The 21190-nt window shown below is 44.3% G+C and carries 20 protein-coding genes; 4 read left to right on the forward strand and 16 right to left on the reverse strand.

Annotated elements, in window-relative coordinates:
- Positions 1–56: 56 nt before the first annotated feature.
- From G469_RS07770 to nagA, 15 genes are all read right to left on the reverse strand, one after another.
- The gene (locus G469_RS07770) at positions 57–260 is read right to left on the reverse strand and encodes a hypothetical protein (protein WP_035425191.1); all 204 of its coding nucleotides are present in this window, start codon (positions 258–260) and stop codon (positions 57–59) included.
- A 132-nt stretch (positions 261–392) separates the two neighbouring features.
- Positions 393–866 (reverse strand): hypothetical protein, encoded by a 474-nt coding sequence (locus G469_RS0100095; protein ID WP_028263314.1) that lies wholly within the window; start codon positions 864–866, stop codon positions 393–395.
- A 55-nt stretch (positions 867–921) separates the two neighbouring features.
- Positions 922–1416 (reverse strand): hypothetical protein, encoded by a 495-nt coding sequence (locus G469_RS0100100; protein WP_028263315.1) that lies wholly within the window; start codon positions 1414–1416, stop codon positions 922–924.
- Positions 1413–3386 carry a hypothetical protein gene (locus G469_RS0100105; RefSeq protein WP_051353645.1) on the reverse strand — a complete coding sequence of 658 codons (1974 nt, stop codon included), beginning with the start codon at positions 3384–3386 and terminating at the stop codon, positions 1413–1415. The genes G469_RS0100100 and G469_RS0100105 overlap by 4 nt, the downstream gene beginning before the upstream one ends.
- Before the next feature lie 73 nt (positions 3387–3459).
- The gene (locus G469_RS0100110) at positions 3460–3930 is read right to left on the reverse strand and encodes a pilus assembly protein (RefSeq protein ID WP_028263317.1); all 471 of its coding nucleotides are present in this window, start codon (positions 3928–3930) and stop codon (positions 3460–3462) included.
- A 185-nt stretch (positions 3931–4115) separates the two neighbouring features.
- Positions 4116–4634: a hypothetical protein gene (locus G469_RS0100115; RefSeq protein ID WP_028263318.1), complete on the reverse strand. Its 519-nt coding sequence runs from the start codon at positions 4632–4634 to the stop codon at positions 4116–4118.
- Positions 4631–4846, reverse strand: coding sequence for a hypothetical protein (locus G469_RS0100120; RefSeq protein ID WP_028263319.1), 216 nt, complete (start codon positions 4844–4846; stop codon positions 4631–4633). The genes G469_RS0100115 and G469_RS0100120 overlap by 4 nt, the downstream gene beginning before the upstream one ends.
- A 12-nt stretch (positions 4847–4858) precedes the next feature.
- Positions 4859–5509: a type II secretion system F family protein gene (locus G469_RS07775; protein WP_028263320.1), complete on the reverse strand. Its 651-nt coding sequence runs from the start codon at positions 5507–5509 to the stop codon at positions 4859–4861.
- Positions 5506–6435 carry a type II secretion system F family protein gene (locus G469_RS08785; RefSeq protein ID WP_051353646.1) on the reverse strand — a complete coding sequence of 310 codons (930 nt, stop codon included), beginning with the start codon at positions 6433–6435 and terminating at the stop codon, positions 5506–5508. The genes G469_RS07775 and G469_RS08785 overlap by 4 nt, the downstream gene beginning before the upstream one ends.
- Positions 6405–7742 (reverse strand): CpaF family protein, encoded by a 1338-nt coding sequence (locus tag G469_RS0100135; protein WP_028263321.1) that lies wholly within the window; start codon positions 7740–7742, stop codon positions 6405–6407. Before G469_RS0100135 ends, G469_RS08785 begins: the two co-directional genes overlap by 31 nt.
- Positions 7742–9148, reverse strand: a complete 1407-nt coding sequence (locus G469_RS07785; protein ID WP_051353647.1) for a nucleotide-binding protein — start codon at positions 9146–9148, stop codon at positions 7742–7744. Before G469_RS07785 ends, G469_RS0100135 begins: the two co-directional genes overlap by 1 nt.
- Positions 9149–9152: 4 nt before the next feature.
- The gene (gene cpaB / locus G469_RS07790; protein WP_051353648.1) at positions 9153–9908 is read right to left on the reverse strand and encodes a Flp pilus assembly protein CpaB; all 756 of its coding nucleotides are present in this window, start codon (positions 9906–9908) and stop codon (positions 9153–9155) included.
- Positions 9909–10122: 214 nt separating this feature from the next.
- A complete protein-coding gene (gene rsgA, locus G469_RS0100150; RefSeq protein WP_028263322.1) occupies positions 10123–11367 on the reverse strand; it encodes a ribosome small subunit-dependent GTPase A in 1245 nt (414 codons plus the stop codon).
- A 23-nt stretch (positions 11368–11390) separates the two neighbouring features.
- Positions 11391–14072 (reverse strand): cation-translocating P-type ATPase, encoded by a 2682-nt coding sequence (locus tag G469_RS0100155; RefSeq protein ID WP_028263323.1) that lies wholly within the window; start codon positions 14070–14072, stop codon positions 11391–11393.
- A gap of 249 nt (positions 14073–14321) precedes the next feature.
- Positions 14322–15494, reverse strand: coding sequence for an N-acetylglucosamine-6-phosphate deacetylase (gene nagA, locus G469_RS0100160; RefSeq protein WP_028263324.1), 1173 nt, complete (start codon positions 15492–15494; stop codon positions 14322–14324).
- 181 nt (positions 15495–15675) lie between these two features.
- On the opposite strand from nagA, the gene G469_RS0100165 reads away from it, so the two are divergent.
- Together G469_RS0100165 and pyk are read left to right on the forward strand one after the other, a co-directional pair.
- A complete protein-coding gene (locus G469_RS0100165; protein WP_028263325.1) occupies positions 15676–16680 on the forward strand; it encodes a 2-hydroxyacid dehydrogenase in 1005 nt (334 codons plus the stop codon).
- Between the two features lie 116 nt (positions 16681–16796).
- On the forward strand, positions 16797–18239 hold the full coding sequence (pyk, locus tag G469_RS0100170) for a pyruvate kinase (RefSeq protein WP_211225383.1): 1443 nt from the start codon (positions 16797–16799) through the stop codon (positions 18237–18239).
- A 120-nt stretch (positions 18240–18359) separates the two neighbouring features.
- On the opposite strand, the gene G469_RS08790 is transcribed toward pyk, so the two are convergent.
- A complete protein-coding gene (locus tag G469_RS08790) occupies positions 18360–19283 on the reverse strand; it encodes a DMT family transporter (protein WP_084522243.1) in 924 nt (307 codons plus the stop codon).
- 108 nt (positions 19284–19391) lie between these two features.
- Here G469_RS08790 and G469_RS0100185 point away from each other — a divergent pair, with 108 nt between their 5' ends.
- Positions 19392–20045, forward strand: coding sequence for a Crp/Fnr family transcriptional regulator (locus tag G469_RS0100185; RefSeq protein WP_028263327.1), 654 nt, complete (start codon positions 19392–19394; stop codon positions 20043–20045).
- Between the two features lie 92 nt (positions 20046–20137).
- Positions 20138–21112 (forward strand): AraC family transcriptional regulator, encoded by a 975-nt coding sequence (locus G469_RS0100190; RefSeq protein ID WP_028263328.1) that lies wholly within the window; start codon positions 20138–20140, stop codon positions 21110–21112.
- Positions 21113–21190 lie beyond the last annotated feature (78 nt).

The following is a 21190-nucleotide window of genomic DNA, read 5'->3' on the forward strand; positions in this document are numbered from 1 at the left end:
ATACGGTAGTCTACGACCAACACAAGATAAGCTTATTGCACGTCAAAGTGTGAATACTATTTTTGAGAAGAGAGCTTAGCTTCCATCCCGGAAACAATAGACTCAGCAGCTGTACAGCAGCCCTTTTCTCCCCCATGGCTAGCACAACCCGACGAACTTCCACAACTTGCACAGTTACCCTTGGAACGCATAAGCGAGCGAATGGCTAGCGCAATGATTGCCACAATAACAGCAATGACAATAATATCTACTGGAGACATGCGACACTCCCAAACTTTGTAGTGTTAACTGTGTATAACTATACCCTGTTTTGGCTAAGGCAACCAAAAAATACATGATACGGTGCTTACAAGTTTCTATTGCAGAATGAGAATGACATGTGAGCGGTCTTGTTATTGCACCATAAATACCAGATTGCCCATGTGAATTTTTGTCCCCCTATCAAGACATACACCTTCGCAGTTATCAGGCGCAGTATTAGAGGTAAACAAGCGGATACCTTCATGTGTGCAACCAAAGGACAAATTAACCGATGGTCCCGATATGCATAAAACGGAACATGCTTGGGCAACAGAGTCTGATGTTTTTTGTACAGCACTCAGTTCTTGTTGTGGAGGGGCAATAACCTTGCTTTTTTCTTCATCAATTTGAGATTGAGAAAGTTGTTCGTACACGTCTAAAGGCACCTCATCAGCCACGCCAATCTGAGGCGGCTCATAAGTTTTTGTAAAGTCATAGAGACATCCGTAACAGATATCCATATCTGCAAAAAGGGTTGCACCACAGCTGGGACAAACCTTTGTATGCTCGTTTGTAACTGTTTTGGTTTGAGTTTGAACTTTATCTTCAACTTGAATCTCTGCCATCACCTTCAGCACTCCCTCTGTAAACAATGCGGACGAGAAAATACATGATTGCTTTCTATACCACCACCCCCGACCGATATGGATCAACAAATAGGCGATATTCATACACCATAAATGGCGGTGGACTAAAGCTAACGCCAGCAATTACGAAGTGCGAAGGCCATGGTTTTATTCGCAGTGTACATATATATTCATGAACCTTTGGTAAAAAGCTAAACGTAGTTGTTTCTGCAATAAAATGATTGCGCTCGTGCACCTGCACTTCAATTTCCCCTAAATCATTTAGTTGCATGTTTTTCTCAATAGCCTGTTTCACAGCAGTTGGATTGCCCAATTGTTGAATCGTAGAGGTTTGAGTAGTCCCTAGGTTTACGATGGCATGAGAACACTCAGCAGAAAACTTCATTCCCAACCCAAGGTATCGAGCAAGATTGAATACCAAAAGAGACATGACCAAAACAACAGGCATAAGAACTGCAAGTTCTATACTCATTTGAGCATCTACTTGATGCACCCAGACCTTAGCCGAGCACCACATGTTTTGCCTCATGTAAGACCCACCAACTTTCTTACATCAACGTTGAGCGGGATAGACAACTCTGTGCCTGGTATAGGTAGATCTGCAATAGTAAAATATTCATCCGGTAACTCGTTTATGAGAACAACACCCATAGCTTGTGCAACCTGCTGAGTAGTTGCATTGGTTGGTAAGGATTGAATCTTTGCACGAAGTTCTTCTAAACCACCAAAACCAGCTTTTGTAAGCACCTTTTGCGTATTGGTAAGTACAGGTTTTCTTGCCTGTAAATTAACAGGCTTAAGACCCGCATCTTCTACCAGACTAACCAGCTGGTTTTGCAGCATGTATGCAATTGTTCCTCCAGCAATTCCCTCAAGCTTCTCAAAAAACGAATCTGTAATCTGTGCCACAGAGCCATAAGCATCGCTGTATGACATGAGCAAACTGCCCCAAATCGTACAAATCTGTTTGGAAAGACCCGCAAGTAGGCCTTCATGTTTCAATGAGAAGCCATCAAATAAATGAGAGAGAACATTGTTTTGCGTATCGGCCTTATCTGGTGCAAGCACTGCCGCAGAAATTGCCACACCAGCAGGAAGCTCTGGTACGTTAATAAGTGATGAGTGCAGCACAGGAGTCTGCGGAACAGAGCTGTTACGCGTTACAAACGCAATACATCCCCAAGCACCAGGAGGACACAGCTTAGGTCGATTGACCTTAAGAGCATCAAGAGCTTCTTCAAAAGCATTGCCTCCCTCCTGAGCTGTCTGTTTCATCTGTTCCTCTGCTTCTATCTGCTGATTTTTTGCCTTCTGATAGCGCTTTGACGCCTGCACAATGATTGCCCAATAATGTTCAAAGCCATTATTTATTGAAGTAGATGCAGCGGGTGTTTTACCAACATCGCTTGTTTTAAAATGACACAACTCACACTCATACACGGCACCTGCGTCCAAATCTGCAAGAGAAGCTAATCCCATACTTGGTCCACTTGCACCTGGACAATTGAATGAGTAGTGCATAGTTGGTATGCCATTTACACTAGTTACGGGCCACATCTTTTTGGTATACAGTTCTGTTTGTTTAAGCTCTTGCGTATTTGCTGGTAGTGAGGGTAAATCCAGCTCAATAGTGCCATTCTCAAACTGCCTATAATGACCCTTATTAAGGGTTTGCAGAGCGTATTCATAAAACGCTGACCGCGCTGCAGACTTTGAAGCTTCTTCTACACTTGAGCCCTGGGGCTTTTCTGCTCTAGAACGCGCAAGATAATAAGCACGAGCCCTAAAAAGCGGTACGCCAAAGTTCCAATCATTAACCGAGCTATACCATGGATTATTACTTGATGAAATAGATGATAAAGTTTTAGCACGCTGATACAAACAGTATGGATTATCCACACAATCAGCTTGCCAACCTTCCATAAGTGCAGCGTCAGCCTCTTTTTTGGCTTGCTCTACCTGATCTGATTGCTCTCCCATTTTAGCGGCAAGATCATCGAGTTTTTGAGTATCTAAAGACGACTCATCTAACATAAACTGACTTTGTGAAACCTGGGGAAATGGAACAGCAGCACCAGAATATTCAAATGAATTTCCATTGTTAGCTTGGATAACGTCTGCAGAATTTTTTACTATCAGAAAAGGCAATGTTGCTTCTAGTTTTTGTAACCCAGCATTGGCACTTTGAGCAAACTTTGAGCGTGCGTCTAAAATAGTTTTAGCTGTCTGCACCGTTTGTGCACCTACTGCCGATAAGCCCGGCACAGCAGATAAAACAAGACCTGCACCGCCAACCAGCACACCCGTAATACCCATGCTGAGCACACAAGAATCAAGCACTTGGGCAATGGTTGTATAACCCGCTATAACATTTTGACCAGCAAGTGCTGCGCTATCTGCAATAGCTTGTGTTTTATTGGATTTTGCGAGATACCATCCTGCACCGACCATACCAAAAAGCAAGCTTATGCTAACCAGCAAAGAGGTAACTACCGCCAAAGAGGTATAACCTCCTGTTTCTTGTATAAACAGATTTATAGGTCTCCATCGTTGCATTTTTGATACGCAAACATTACTGGTCCCACATTTCAACCCAACTTTCATAATCACCTCCTAACCAATCTGGTCTAACTTGAGAATGCGCCTTAATCGTTAAGACAATTCCTTGGTTATCAACCTTTGCAAAGAGTCTTGACGCTGCATAAAACAAAGGGAGTGGTTTTGCATGACCAGAGATTGTGATTTCCGCGGTCTTTTCGGAAAACCCCGAACAGGAAATATCCCAATCTCCTTCTCCACCCACATGAAAAAGCGGAGCTTCTGGAATAGCAGAAAGACGCCTGTGAATATAGCTTTTAACTGAAGATTCATCCTGAGTTGTTTCCATACAACGCAGCGCCTGATTAGCAGCGGACCACATAATTGCCTGGGTATACATCAAGCACAAGGGTTGCAGCAGGCAGATTAAAACCAGCATACAAACGGGAATGATAAAAGCAGCTTCTACGCTTGACTGAGCATGTGTCTCAGAACAAAAGAACATCCTGCCACACCCCCAAATCTCCCGATTCTACATAAGTAAATGGCAACGATTTGATGACATTGGATAAGAATCTTCCATCACTGATTACATGAAAAATAGCAGCTAAACCCAGTACGATTGCCATAAATACTGTAAGTACCACGGCATATTCCACAGTTGATTGACCAGCTTGGCATAGCGCAACCTTATGCAGCCTTTGTAAACTCTGAGTATTGAGAAGCCCATTGTTTAGTTGTGAGGCGGACAGTTTTAACCTCACACTGATTCTTTTGTTGTTGAGATACAAAAACAACGTCCACCCACCCCTTTCCACATGTTGTGCAACTCCATACATTTCCCTGCAAATCCAGATAGCCAGAGCGTACAAGCACGCAATCTCCCCGCATTTGATATGTTTTTAAGATTGATTGAGCGCTATCGAGAAGATTATTTTGCTCGTAGTATGTGCTCACTTCGCCAGATTCAGTAACAACTTTCGAAAGCCTTGACTCTTCATTTGATACATCAACTCTTTTATGCAAAATAACATCCTTGGATTTTTTGCCAGAGGGTTTATCAACTGCAGTAACTTGATTACTTGCACTCTTTTGTCCTGCAGGTTGTAAAGTGGCAATATGTCCAAAAATTGCTATAAGTCCAATTAGAAAAATCGCTAAAATACCTGTTAAAATTAATTGTTTAGGTAAAAATTTGCGGAGCATCATAGTGAATTGATGCCTTGCGCAATGGCATCCCACAACTGTGTAACCTTGTCCTTAAAAGATAGAATTGCCACAATAGCAATAACCACCAAAACGCCCACTAAAATGGCATATTCTGTAGTGCCTTGTGCATCCTTCTCTTCATGTATCTTGGCTAATACTTGCAACATCCTCGCATATCCATGAGTTAGCATGGTCAACATATATGCTTGCATATCAATTCCTTTCTAAAAAATTCCCGAAGCTGCACTGAGAAGCGGCCCCAAAATTGCCAATAACATCGCAGGTACAATGAGCGTGCCAAGCGGAATGAGCATCTTAATGGGAACTTTTTCTACCTGCTCTTCCAGCGTGCTTCTTTGCTCTTCTCGGATAAGTTCTGCCTGAGCAGACAATGTGTGCGCAAGTGGAGATCCAAAACGCAACGCTTCATCTACTGCAGTGACAAATCGTGAAAATGGCGCCAAATCCAACTCACGAGCCAATAGCCGCAATGCCTCAGAACGACTCTGCTCTCCAATTTGCCAACTCAGCAATGACCTGCGTAAACACAGAGCTAAGTTAGTATTAAACTTGGAACAATACAGATTGAGCGATGTATCAAATGACATCCCTGCCGATAGGCCTAGGTTCAAAATATCAAGAAAAGCCGGTAAGTTGGTTAAACAATCTTTCCGCATGGCCGTAAGCTCTGCACGCTTTCTTATAGCCTGCATAAAAGGCAAATTTTTCCACCAAGCAATAAGTGTAAGAGACTTTTTGTTGTGATGTACTATATACGTTCCAGCTTCTGAAGATGGTTTTTGCATAACAATAAATGCCCAGATAAATCCCATGGATACACTAGCTATAAGGAGACTCATTTCATGGGTGCTCATTGGGAAATCCCTTGCATCATCTTTTTGACAATAAGAAGAGCAATGCCATCAAGTGTCAGGGAAATTGCGATACAAACAACGCCCTGAATTGTAAAGAGACCTTGACGAAAGTCTTGTGATATTGCCGATAAAACCAGCAGCATTAAAAACGGTAAACCACAGACAATCTTGACCGAAAGTCGAGCCTGTGCTGTTTTAGTGCGTAACAGCCGGGCCAGCTTTTCCCTCTGTTCAACCATGCGTGATGAAGTGGCTAAAATCTCTCCCAACGGACTACCTGTCCTTTGAGAAATTTCCAAAGCAATGGCCAACAACTCGCCACCAGGAACAGACAATGATTCGTTAAGCTGCCCCAGCACTTCCTGCATAGGCACACCGCAGCGCAAAGACAATGCAGCTATTGCAAAAGATTTTGAAAGTTGTCCCTGTGCATGGGCACCAATGTACTCCATAGCCTGAAACAGCGTTTTTCCAGATTGCAAGGCAACAGACAAGGAACGTAAGATCTCAGGCATCTGTTGTTGAATACTTTGGATCTCATTTACTTTTTGCTTATGAGTAAGCCATACAGTAGACCCGACTACACCACCTAAAGCAAACAATATGCCTAAAGCAGGGCCAAACAAAATAAGAAATGCAGCACAAACTACGCTTACTATGATTGCATACACTGCTGCGGCGTGAGGAATGCTCAAAATATAGCCGTACGTTTCTGCCATTTGTTGAGTCTTTTTAAAAGCCGGTAAGAAAAACTGCTGCTGAGAAAACCATACAATCGTAGGCGTCTTACTTAAGCTATTAGTCATACCTGATAAATATCCTGTAGACGATACAGATGTACCATGTCCTATAAAACGCCTCGGTATACAAGCAAATACTCCGGCTCCTGTTACGGCTATGGCTCCTGCAAGCATGATTGCTTCCACTGATCAACCTCCTTTCGAGAAAGCCTGCCTTCCTCTACGCTCTTCTTGATAAAGGTAGGCACATATAACAACTTCCAGCTCTTAGTACCAAGGTCATAGGAAATAAAGTCTTGGACCTGAATACCACCAGCAGCCCCACGAAAAACTTCTGCTGCAGAAGTAATTACACGAGAACCATCAGGTAAACGCGCAGACATAACAATAAGATCAAGCGCAGTTGCTACTTGCTCTTCAATAACATCAACCGGCAAATTCATACCAAAGCGAGCCATAAGCACCAAACGTAGTAATGCTTCTCGTGCAGTACCCGCATGTAATGTAGTAAGTGAACCATCATGACCAGTATTCATGGCCTGAAGCATATCGATACACTCTTCACCACGAACTTCACCAACGACAATGCGATCTGGGCGCATGCGCAGTGCATTTTTTACCAGATCACGAATGGTAACTTGCCCAGTGCCCTCTAAAGAAGACTCACGTACCTCTAAACGGACAACGTGTGGGTGCATATCAAAACGCAATTCTGCAGAATCCTCGATGGTAATAATGCGTTCCGTAGGGTTGATTTCACAAGACAATGCGTTTAATAAGGTGGTCTTTCCAGAACCTGTTCCTCCCGCAACAGCAATATCCTTGCGACATTTAACTGCCCAGGATAACAGCTGTGCGTACCAGCGAGGCAACGATCCCAGCTGGACAAGCTCATCCAAAGAAGCAATGCGATCAGAAAACTTTCGAATAGTCAGAATGGGACCATCAAGTGCGACGGGCTTATTAACAACATTTACGCGATAGCCATTTGCTAAACGAGCGTTAACAATCTGGTTTTGCTCGTCTAAACGCCTTCCTAGCGGTGCCAAAATGCGGTCCACAACCATCAGAATTTGCTCGTCAGATTCAAATACACGCTTTGCTGTATGCATCTGACCCTCTCGTTCAAAAAATAGTGAACTTGGGCCGTTAACCATAACCTCAGTTACGCTCGCATCATCCAACAAGGGTTGCAAAGGACCGAGTCCCAAAATTTCATCCAATACTTCTTTGATAAGAAGTGGCTGATTTGCAGAAGTAATGCCTTCATACGAGTGAGTGTTCAAGATAGTCTGACAAGCAACTTCCAACTCGTTATAGGCAGTTCCAATATTTGATTCCTGGGCAATGTTTGAAATTGTTGATAAACCCAGCATGGCAATCAGTTGCTCTTTGAGCTTCTTACGCAACTCATCCATAGTGTGTTGTGTTCCTTCATCAGAAGAAGAAACAACTGCACTTTGAGATTCTTGCACACGGGATAGCAGTGACATTAACCTGCCTCCCTCATGCGTGCAAAGAACCCTTTAGGCTTTTGAGTAAAACTCGCAGTTGATGCCTTTTGTGCATCTTCATTTTGAGGAAGGCAACCAAGTTCAGATAATACCTTTGCCAAGCATATTTTAGTGGTACGCACAAATGCACTATCCGTTTGCATAAGATCTTGCGCATGACCCATACTCAGTAGTTCAGGAACTTCTACTCCACCGTCAGACACACGTAGCAAACGAGCAGCCTCTAGACCAATATCAGCCCTATACAGATGATGCTCATTTTTACTGCTCACATCACTCTTACTTGACACACGCATGATACGCGTGCGAGCTACACCCAAGCGCACTGCTAAAGCTGCACAGCGAGAGGTCGCACCCACAGCCCCATAACGATCGTCAGAAACAAGCAATAGGCGATCACACATTTGTGCAGCTAAACCAACTGAATCCGTCCATAACGTGGAGGTATCAACTAACACCAGTTCATACTCATTAGACAGAGCGATTAACAGATTATTGATGAGTGGTGTTACAGTTTCTGCCAACTCTGGTTTAGAGCATGGTCCCCACAAAGTGATGTTTTCTCCAACCTTGGTGCCTGCAGCCAATACATCATCAATATGTTGATGGTCAACAAAACGTGCTAGATCGGTACCTTGCTGAGCGCCAAACATACTAAATAAATTGCCAGAACCCAAATCAAGATCAACCAAAGCCACCTTTAAGCCCCAGCTTGCAGCATGTAATGCAGCAGCACAAATCAACGTAGATTTTCCAACACCACCACGACCTGAAGTTACAACTACAATGGGCGCACAATCTTTCTTACGAACAATCGTTTGCGATTCAGGTTTTTGAGTCATTTGAGTCTGCACCTCAAATACATGAGTGCTTTGTGGCGCGTTTTGTGCAATAGCACCTTCTTGCACCACCTTCTCGCTCATTACTTTGCTTTTGTCAGTCTTTTCTACCGTTGGCTCATCCAAATCTGTAATCAATGCACTTGAGGAATCGGCCACAGCTTCTACCTGCAACTCCTTTGCATATTCAGCTGTAGCCGGTTCCTCAGTACGTATCTTTAAGTCCTCCAAACTGTGCACACGAACAATACCCGCACGCACTGCTCGGGACCTCAAAGATCCAGAGGGTTTCTCACCAACCAAAACAACTTCATCGGCATAACCATCACGTGCCAAAGCTGCTGCAAGATTTACCGCAGTCAAACCAGATACTTCAGGACCTATTACCGCAGAAGCACGATGAGGTGTTTGACTCAACAACCTTTGACGCAAGTGATGTGGATTAGGCTCATCAATAATCAAAGCGTGGGGATGCAACGTGCGTGTTGCCCACAAGACTTCATCCTTATACTTATCGCCTGTACAAACGAACCAAATATTAGCCATCGTGTTACCTATCCTTTTCTTCATCAGAGGTGGTTGAGGTATCAGATTGCTCCTTCTCGCCATCTTGCAGCTCGTCCCCATCAAAAACATCTACAGAACCTAGGGTTACTTCCTTTTTCTTATTGGCCAGTGAAGAGACATCCTCTGCTGGCACCACTAACCTCAATTGGCCTGAAGCGCTGATCGATAAGATTTGCTCTACATCCGCAACAGGGACCGCAAGGGTAAGTACCGAAGACTGGCTTTGTTGTTTTGCGCCCGATGCCAAGATCAAAACGTTTGCTGAAACAAGCGAAGTTTCCGAGTCGTTTGTCGCATATGCAGCAACACTTGTACCAGGCAGGGTAGCCGCAGAAATACCAATCTTGTCCGTCAGAGGAATACTGATAGCAACCATGCCCTTAGGCACTTCGATACCAGAACCAGCCTCTCTAAAGTTGAATTCGGAAAGCGGTGCACCAGCGCAAATGGGAACGGTTAGAGCTTTGCCAATAATGGAATCTGCATCCGTAATGGCTCCCTGAGGCACAAGCTCGGCCACCCAATCACGCATTTGAATATCACTTGAATCGATTGTTTTGCCAGCTTCAATTGTGCTCGTTGCAACAGCAACCTGCACCAGTTCTCCCCCATATTTGGACAGGGCTTCCGAACGCATGGCCTGTGCTTGCGCTTTAACAGACTGGGCATATGACAAAAACAGAATGCCAACCAACACTGCACAAGCTACCGAGAAAACAATTCTGAATTTTAGTGACATAGCTACTCCGCACAACGAATCCAACTCGTGGTTCAAATTGTGCGTGAGCTCAAAGGTATAAAACTGATGAAAAATCGAAAATCAAAAATGGGCTGTCAACAATCAAACAATAAGCCAACAATCGGTAGGCGGTAGTTATCCAACAACATAGCGCACTACAGATGCAGACAGGCATTTTTATCTGCTTATTTTTCTTTTTTAATCACATTACATGCTACAGAACAATATCAGGATCAAGAGTCTGCTTGGACAATCGCATTTCCGACGCCAAAGCTAAATACGCAGCAAGGCGCTCTGGATAAAAATCTCCTGCATTTGCATGAGTTAAAACCTCACACCCTGGCTCATGCGTGTGTGTACAGTCTCTAAATTTACAGTTCTGCGCCGCAGCAGAAATCTCGGGGAAGGCCAGCGCTAAACCACGTTCATGTCCCACCAGTGGAAGGCTGCGCAAGCCAGGTTCATCCACAATAATACCCGCACCAGGAATCTGCACCATGCGACGAGTAACTGTTGTATGTCTACCCGCATCATCAGAACTGCGTACCGCACCAGTTTCTAGAATCTCTCTGCCAAGAAGTGCATTGAGCAGGGTAGATTTTCCAGCACCAGATTCGCCCAATACAATAGCCGTTGTTCTGGGCGCAACAAGCGCAGTTACAGATTCAATCCCCCAAGATACCTGTGCAGGAATATCCCCAGCACTGCTCATCTTATCAGCGTTAATAGCTCTATACATACAGGTTTCATTGTTACAACAATCAGCTTTGGTGCTATTCTCACTACCAGGCCTTGTGCCCGCACTGGTAACAATAATGGGCACCTCTGGGCCAACAATATGTGCAAGGGTATGCAACTGACTGACTAACTGCGCATAACTACTACAACGGTCTGCCTTGGTAAGCACCACAGCTGCGCGAGCACCACAATCTAATGCCACTACAACAGAACGAGCTATGCGATTAAGGTCTAAATCTCGTTCAGAAAGCGCTTGAGCAATAAGCACTAACCCAACATTGGCGGCCAGCGTCTGATGTTCTCCACGGCTGTTCCCACGCCAGCGTGCCACATCACTTGTTCGAGGCAACAGAGCTTCAATAACGCCCATATCGTGCGTTTGAGGACGACGTACAACCACCCAGTCTCCCACTGCGGCACGCACACTTGTATCGCGAGATAATATCACCGAATACTCGGCTCTAAAAACACTATCAGCGCAGGCAATGACTGGAAAACCACGATCAAGCCTCACCACACAACCCAAATGATACTCTGCTAGCTCCACGCCATTCTCAACAGAAAGCTTAAGAGCTGTGTGCTCAAATGCAGCACGTTGAGAGTTGGTGAGAGGCAAATCCTCAAAGGCTGGAAGATCCAACATTAACGAAAGCGCCGGCAGAGAAACTTGCTCTCTACCGGCACTCTTGCGCTTACGACTATGTTTACCTTTTTGTGCCATATGCACTAAGTGTAACGGTTCTGTTAGCGATTGTCCTTATCAACAGCGCGCATAATAAGCTTTTCCAATTCTACGATGGGAATGATGGAAGCAGCCAACAACATGGCAGTAATGTACTCTTCAAAACCAATCTCGGCAAAACCAAAAGCGGCAGACAAAGGTGTTTCGATAACCACAAAGGTGAGCAACAATGCCATTGCAAATGCGCCCCACAACCAAAGGTTTTGCTTTTTAAGCGTGAAGATAGACTGGCGACGACTGCGCATATTAAGCGAATGGAACATCTCTACCATAGACAAGGTCAAGAAGGCCATAGTCATTCCTTCCATACCTGCAGAAGGATTAGAAAGAACCTGAGAAATATCCAGGGTACCATACTCATACCAATGACCAATAAAATAGCTAACCAGCGTAAGTGTGGCGATAATAGCACCTTGTACAATTGTGTCTAAGCCCATACCATTGGAGAAAATACCGTCCTTAGCATCACGAGGCTTGCGCTTCATAATGCCGGGCTCTGCATCCTCGGTTGCCATGGCCAATGCGGGCAAGGAGTCCGTAATCAGATTAATCCACAGCAGATGTGTTGGTTCCAAAATGGTAAATCCAATAAGCGAAGCAATAAACACCGAGATAACTTCGGCAAGGTTGGAGGACAGAAGGAACTGTATGCACTTACGAATATTATCGTAAATACGACGCCCCTCTTCTACCGCACCAATAATCGTGGCAAAGTTATCATCTGCCAAAACCATATCTGCCACGTTCTTAGTAACGTCAGTACCAGTAATGCCCATGCCAATACCAATATCTGCACGCTTGATGGAAGGTGCGTCATTTACACCATCACCAGTCATGCCAACAATCTTGTTTTGCTTCTTCCAAGCATCAACAATGCGCACCTTATGCTCAGGTTGAACTCGTGCATATACACCATAGTTGCCAATGGTCTGTGCCAGCTCTTCATCAGAAATGCGATCAAGATCTGCACCAGAAATTGCCTGAGTACGCTCGGAAATAATACCGAGTTCCTTAGCAATAGCAACCGCAGTATCAATATGATCTCCAGTAATCATAACAACACGGATACCTGCAGACTTAGCCTCTGCAACTGCCGCCTTAACCTCAGGTCGAACCGGATCAATCATGCCGGATAAACCAACAAAGGTCAGATCATGCTCAAGGTTTTCTGGGCTAAAATCGTTGGGCTTATCGGCACCCCAATCGCGACGAGCAGAAGCCATGACGCGCAGCGCTTTATCGGCCATAGCCTTGTTGGACTCCATAATTTGAGCGCGCAGCTCATCAGTCATATCCACAACACCATCTGCCGTTAAGTACTTAGTGCAGCGAGCCAGCACTACATCAGGACCACCCTTGGTGTGCTGCATAAAACCATCTTCGCCACGAACAACAACGGACATCATCTTGCGGCCAGAGTCAAACGGAGCCTCACCCACACGTGGACGAGAAGCACTAAGAAGCTCAGTTGTAAAACCTGCTTGGGCAGCATCTGCAACCAAAGCCGCCTCTGTGGGCTCTCCTACCGCATTCTTTTGGGCAGCATCCCACTTAGCATCAGATGCAAGTGCCATAGTACGAATATGTGCCGTCGTATTATTGGTAAAGTGATCAACAACGGTCATTTTATTTTGCGTGAGTGTACCAGTTTTATCAGAGCAAATGATTTGTGTACTGCCAAGAGTCTCTACCGCAGAAAGCTTACGAATAATAGCGTTTTGCTGGCTCATCTTAGTAACACCAATAGAAAGTACGATGGTTACAACCGCAACCAAACCTTCAGGAATTGCCGCAACCGCCAAAGAAACAGCAATCATGAATGTGCTAAGCATAAGATTCATGTTGCCCAAGAAACCCGTACCATACTTAAAGAAGCCCGTCAAAAACACCACAACAGAGACTGCAATAACCAAAATGGTGAGAATGCGAGAAAGCTCAGACAGCTTGATTTGCAGAGGCGTCTGCCCGTCCTCCGCTTTGGCCAAAGCATCTGCAATTTTGCCCATCTCGGTATCCATACCAGTGGCAACCACTACCGCGCGACCACGGCCAAAAACCACCGTTGAACCCATGTAGCACATGTTTTTACGGTCGCCCAGAGGTACGTCATCCGCACCCTCTTCCAACGCAATAGTATGAGCGTGCTTAGTTACCGGTACGGATTCACCAGTAAGTGCGGCTTCCTCAATCTTCATGGAGGCAGATTCCAAAATACGGCAATCTGCAGGAACAGAGTCTCCGGCCTCCAAAATTACTACGTCGCCCACAACAAGCTCAGACGAAGGCACCACTACCTGCGTGCCATCACGGATAACCTTACTGGTAGCAGCGGCCATTTCTTGCAGAGCAGCCAAGGCTTCCTCCGCCTTAGACTCCTGCACAACACCTAGTACGGAGTTAAGAATAACAACAAACAAAATGATAATAACGTCTGCAAAATCTGCGGAGCCTTTATAGAATCCCTCCAGTGCAGAAATTAATGCTGCAATGAGCAGCATGATAATCATAGGATCAGCCATTTGCGAGAAAAAGCGCTTCCACAACGGATCTTTTTTTGCTTCCTTAAGTTTATTTGGTCCGTTTTGTTGCAAACGCTGATCTGCAACACCTGCACCCAAGCCCTCAAGCTCGCTGGTGCCAACCTCCTCAAGAACATCCTGTGCATCTACAAGATACTCTCTCATGTATCCCTCCTTGATCGGGCTATGGTCCTCAAGAACCACGTTACTCCACACTCGATTGTTTGATTCCCGATCATAATTCCCCAGCTAGGGGCAAGGGCTCACCAAGCTAAAATACGAGTGCCTTAAATGCAGTATTTTAGCAAACAAAAATGGGTTTCTCGGTAGATTCATAGCCTATCGAGAAGCCCATCCATATAAAACAGGTGCCTTTAAAAAAATAAGCGTTTTTCTCAACACGTCCGTTATACGCTACTTTTGTACCTGCTTGCCGCCAATAAAGGTATCCACCAGCATAAGGTCTGTATCCAAAACATTAAAATCTGCAGAACGACCAGGTAACATCATGCCACAAATATCATCAATACCCGCAGACTTTGCCGCCACTTCACTTGCCATACGAATACCCTGCTCTGCAGTAACAATATTCCATTCCACTACGTTACGAACTGCCTGATCTAACGTTAAAACAGAACCAGCAATGCTACCCAAAGTACCATCGGCCATCTTTAAACGAGCTAAACCACCTGTCAAACGAATGGGGAAATCTCCCAAGAAGTAATCACCTGCGGGCATACCACCACAACGTAGGCAGTCAGAAACCAAGACCACATGCTCCCAGCCACGGGCATTTACCAGTGTCTGTATTGCTCCAGGAAGCACATGCATGCCATCACAAATAATCTCTGCATAGGTTGAGGTCGCTGTCATAGCGCAACCTACCAACCCGGGATTGCGATGATTCAAACCGCTCATGCCGTTGTAAGTATGCACAAAAGCTGTAGCCCCGGCAGCAACAGCAGCCATACCCTGCTCATAGGTGGCATCAGAATGGCCCAGCGCTACCACAACACCCATCTCGTGTAACGTAGTGCAGTACTGTGTGGAGCCATCACGCTCGGGAGCAATAGCACTCTTGCAAATCAAACCGTGTGCAGCTTCTTGCCAATCACAGAATAAATCTACGTTGGGATCACACATGTTATCTGGGTTTTGAGCTCCCTTGTGTTTCTCGGTAAAAAAGGGGCCTTCCAAATAAATGCCATCAATGTTGGCACCCACAAAGTCATCATCACGTGCTTCTACAGCCTCAAAAACCGCAGCACACGCAGCCATGATTTCTTCTGCAGGTTGAGTAAGCGTAGTAGCAACCCATGAGGTAGTACCATGCTTTGCCAGCTCCACGCTCGCCTCATTAAGGCCATCTATATCGCAATCCATAACGTCATGACCACCAAAACCATGAATGTGCGTATCAACATAACCAGGCGCAATCCAGCAGCCAGAGTAATCCAATACCTCTGCATCCTCGGGAACTTCGGATACAACTTCACCAAATAAGCCGTCTATGACCTCCAGATAACCTTCTGATGCCACGCGACCAGGAAGAACAAACTTACTTGCTTTAACAAAATATCTATTCATAACAGCCTCCCCTATATGAGCCTGATACAGCATTGTTACTCTTGTAATTCTACTCATTTATGCGCGAGTTAAACGTAATTAACTGCTATCAAGAAAAGCAGCTACACTAGAGTTTATACATTGTATGCAAGCGGATGAGCGCCATCGACCATCCGTTGCAGCTGTCAAGAAGGGTCTACGCATGAAAATTTTAGTTTTTGGTGCCAAAAGCTATGACATCGAATCCTTTAAGAAAGAACTTCCCTCCTATCCAGACATTGAACTACAGTACACCGACTCCATCCTTACCCCCATGACAGCCCCACTTGCCAGCGGATATGATGGCGTGTGTGCTTTTGTCAACGATAATTTATCGGCCATGACGCTGGAAATACTCAGTGGTGTAGGTGTGCAACTCATTTTGATGCGTTGTGCAGGTTTTGATGTAGTAAACGTTGAGTACGCCAAGAAATTGAGTATGACCATTACTCGCGTCCCCGCCTACTCCCCTGAAGCTATTGCCGAGCATGCTATGGGTTTGGCACTCACGGCAAACAGACGTATCCATCGAGGCTACAATCGTGTGCGCGAGAATGACTTCTCGCTTGTAGGTCTTGTAGGTGAAACTCTGTACGGCAAGACTGCGGGTATTATTGGTACGGGTCGTATTGGTGCTGCACTATGCCGCATTTGCAAGGGTTTTGGCATGACCGTCCTGGGTTCGGACCCCTATCCCAACCAAACACTCGTTGACGAAGAACATGTTATTGATGAGTATGTTTCCAACGAAGAGCTCTTTGCACGTGCAGACCTTATTTCCCTTCACGCGTTTCTCAATGATGAGAGCTATCACATGATTAATGATGACAGCATTTCTCACATGAAAGATGGCGTGATTTTTATTAATACTGGTCGCGGAGGCCTTGTGGACACCCATGCTCTCATACGCGGAATTCTATCGGGCAAAATTGGGGCGGCTGGCTTGGATGTATATGAAGAAGAGAATCCCAATGTCTACCGTGACCGTACGGATGAAATTTTTAACTCCCCCACCGCGCAGCTCTGCTCATTCCCCAATGTAGTAATTACCAGCCATCAGGCATTCTTTACCAAAGAAGCATTAGCTCAGATTGCACATACAACCTTAGCAAACGCTCAAGCTTATGCTACTAATAAGGACTTTATTGAGCACAGCATTGTTTGCTAGTTGTACTTTGATGGACATTTATAGTTCTTTGCGCGCTATACTTTTTTATAACTGAATTTATAAAACAGCATGTAACGCCACCACACGTGGCTTTTACCATAACGAAAGGAAGATTTGTGATCGGCAAGAAAACTAAAATTGTTTGTACCATGGGGCCCTCAACAGAAGATGAACATGTATTGCGCGAGCTTATCCGCAATGGTATGAATGTTGCCCGTTTTAATTTCTCCCATGGCTCTCACGACTATCACCGAGCTGGCGTTGCACGCGTCCGTAAGATTGCAGCGGAACTTGGTGTTCCCGTAGCGGTCATGCTGGACACCAAAGGACCTGAGGTTCGTACTGGCGATCTTGAAAATCACGAGAAGGTTACACTTGTTACTGGTGACGAGGTTATTGTTACCACAGATGACAATGTCATTGGTAACGCCAAGCGTTTCTCACTTGACTACAAAAATCTACCTAACGAAGTAGTTCCAGGCTCCATCATTCTTATTGATGACGGTCTGATTGGCCTTGAGGTTGTTCGCGTTGAAGGCACTAATATGCACTGCATCGTTAATAACGGCGGAGAGTTGGGTGAGCGCAAGGGTGTTAACCTGCCTAACGTTGAGGTTGGTCTGCCTGCAATTACCGAACAAGACCGTGCAGACATCATCTTTGGCTGCGAGGTTGGTATTGATGCAATTGCTGCTTCCTTTATTCGTGATGCAGCTGGCGTAAATGAAATTCGCGCCATTTGTGCTGAGCAGGGTGCAGAGCGCATTTCTGTATATCCCAAGATTGAATGTGCACAGGGTGTCAAGAACTTTGATGAGATTTTGGAAGCGTCCTCTGGCATTATGGTTGCCCGCGGAGACTTAGGCGTAGAGGTTCCCGCAGCTGAAGTTCCTCACATTCAGAAGACCATCATTAAGAAGTGCAACCGTGCCTATAAGCCTGTTATTACCGCAACTCAAATGCTTGACTCCATGATTCGTAACCCTCGCCCCACTCGAGCAGAGGTTAATGACGTAGCAAATGCAATTTATGACGGTACGGATTGCGTGATGCTTTCTGGCGAGACTGCTGCTGGTAAATATCCTATTGATGCCGTTAAAACCATGGCTTCCATTGCTTTTGAAACCGAGAAGTACCTCAAGGAGCGCAATACCTATTTTGATCGCGGTGGTGTAAAGAACGTTAATGGTGCTATTGGTTTTGCTGCTGTTACCACTGCAGAACGCGTGGGCGCTAAGTGCATCATTGCTCCTACCGCTTCTGGTCGTACCGCTCGCTTGATTTCTGACTTCCGCCCTAAGCTTCCTCTGTATGCCTTTACACCCTCCGAGAAAACCTATCGCAAGTGTTCCTTCTACTGGGGCGTTAATTGCTTTGTAACCGAGGATTCCGACAACTTTAACGGTACGATTGAGATTGCTCTTAAGGAAGCCAAGAATCTTGGTTTGGTCGAAAAGGGCGATTTGGTTGTTATTACCGCTGGCGATCCCAAGACCTCTCCTGTTCAGGGTGATTACTCAACCTCCACCAACATGGTTATGGTCTGTCAAGTCAACTAGCACAACAAGCTCTAGCTTTTTTGCACACCCAATCATTTACTTGCAATGCAAAGACCTACGGTCAAATGACCGTAGGTCTTTTTATGACTCATTGGATTTTACTGACACTATGCAATTTAATTATTCGGCCGGTTGTACAGCTTGGTTTGCTTGGCTCATGAGCTTTTTACGCCTGTCCAAAGCTTCAACCCCAGAGTTAATAAGCAATCCTGCCGCAATAACAATACCACCCATAATAGAAGTACTGGATTGCACACTACCAATAGCAGCATCCAATACCACTCCCATCAATACCTGTCCTATAAAAGTTAAGAGCGTCAAACGAAACGCAGGTACGTTAGGCACAGTAATGTTGCACAGTAAAATAGCTATTACACCTAACATGCCACCCATATACATCCAGGCGGGACCAAAAGACACGCTTGGCAAGTTGAATAAAGACGCACGTGAAAACAATAAAGCGAGAATCAAAGCAAGAGATAACCCCGTAATATGGACTGCAAACGAGCTACGTAGTGCGCTGGTTTTTTGAGCAAGACGAGCGTTAATCATACGAGAAATCACAACAGTAATGCCTGCACTAAATGACATCACAAGAGCAACCAACGTGTCTATACCAACAGAGGTATCCATCATAAGGAAAATACCTGCAAAACTGAGGAGTAAGCCTGGAAGTTGCTTAGCAAAAAACGGTCTTTTGGAACCATTAAACAAACCAAAATAATCAATACCTATGGAAGTAATCGTCTGCCCCAACAAGCCCAACGCAATTAACCCTGTAACACTAATCTTGCCAAATGCAAAATTTTGAAACATTGTGGTTATCAAACCAACAGCGCCACCCAAATACATCCAGATGGGACCCTGATTAAAAATGGGTTTTTGTTCTTTTTCCATCTTGCACAGCACAAATGCAGCAACACTACCCACCAAATGGATAATAACTGCGGCCCAAAACATACCATGTAAACTGGTTAAATTACCATTTATAGCAATCATTACCGATAAAACCATACCAGTAAGAAGTGACAAAAAGATATACATTGTGCTCCTTTCTGCTCTCACAATACGGATGCAAGCAAACAGCTAGGTAGGACATATGTCATACTAAGAAGCACAACACGTAGTCTCTCCACAATTGGAGTTACCGCCATGAGATTCAAACGTCTTACCGCCCATCACCAAGCTGTATTTGCACAATATGGCCTGTCAAAAATTAATCAAATTAACTGCAGTTGTAATATTTTTAATCCAGGAGAAATTGTTATTAACGAGGGTGACGCGTTTACAAGCTTTTGGCTTGTAGTAAAGGGACGTGCCAAGGCATTTAGACTGGGCAACAATGGCAAAACTCTTATTATGAGCAGGTACATTTCCAGTGGCGTTATTGGCGATATTGAACTTATGAGCAACTTACCACAAGCAAAAACAACTATAAGTGCTATCTCACAACTAGAGTGTATTCAACTTCCCTATTCACTCTGCCAAAAAGAACTTACCCACAATATTATTTTTTCCAACAAACTTGGCAACGGCTTAGCTCTTAAGTTAGCAAGCTCAGCAGATTCTTATGTTTCATCTGCACTTTACACAGGTAAACAGCGCTTATGTGCTTATATCCTCGATAATTCCAACGCAGGAGTTTTTTCTGGTGTACTTACCGAAGTATCTGCTTCTATTGGCATGAGTTATCGCCACATGTTTAGATTGCTCGATGAACTCTGCAATCAACATATTCTTCGCAAAGAAGAGCGAGGGTTTATCATTCTTAATAAGTCAGCTCTTGAACATGCATTGCATGGGTAGGTACATTAATCAATTATCCTTAAATGCATCAATTGTGCTTGCTTGGTAAAGTATTTTCATGAATAAATTTATGTAAGCTGGAGGCTATAGCAATGTCAGCTAGCGAAGAAACAACGATTGTTTTTGATGGAGTTGCTCCTCAAAAACAAACTGGACCCGTAAGCTCTCCAAATATCACCGCAAGTATTGATAGAAAAAATCTAAGTAATAGATCTATTAGGATTATTTATACGCCTACTCCAACTGCAATTAGTACATTCTTCTATATACAACGCGTTGGTTACTATGAGGCAATGAGTGGGTTTTTTCGTACTTCTCCTCATTTAGAGGGGTATAACATTTTCTTAACAATATCTGGATCAGGTTATTTTGAATTTGAGGGTCAACATCAGGTTCTACAGTCAGGTGATATTGTTTGGCTTGACTGTAAGAAAGACTACAAACTCGGCGTTGAAGAACAGTCTTGGAACTATTACTGGATTCAATTTAATGGTAATTCAGCGCGTGGCTACTATAAAGAATTTACTAAGTATGGAAACAACTATACGCACATGAGCAATTTAGAGAAATTCAAAAACCTTTTCGAAGCGATACTTAACCTATCAAAAAGCACTTCAATTCGAAGAGAGATTTTATCGAATGGTTCTATTGTACACATTATGACCTTGCTACTTAAAAGTAGAGTAGACTCGAGCCTCACGCTTAATTCAGTACCTGAGTATATTAGACAATCGGTCAATTATCTTAATTGGAACTATACCAAAAAGATTAATTTAGATGACTTATCTGAACAAGTTGGAGTCAGTAAGTTTCACCTCTCTCGGAATTTTAAACATTATGTTGGTGTAACAATCAGCGAATATTTAAATGCCAACAGGATGCGCTATGCACGTGATTTATTAAAGTATACCGACTATCCTATTAAATCCGTAGCTCAGCTTTGCGGTATACCTCAACCAAGTCATTTCTCTGCTTTTTTTAAAAAAATAGAAGGATATACTCCTCTTCAATACCGAAAGAAATGGGAAGCAACTAGCTATTTTGAAGAAAATGAACCAAACCCATAGTCAAATAAGCCCAAAGTAGATTAATACAATACAGATATAGTAGAAACCGCCCACCATTACTATAGTGGGCGGTTACAT

Source organism: Atopobium fossor DSM 15642, from assembly GCF_000483125.1.
Lineage (GTDB): Bacteria > Actinomycetota > Coriobacteriia > Coriobacteriales > Atopobiaceae > Atopobium > Atopobium fossor.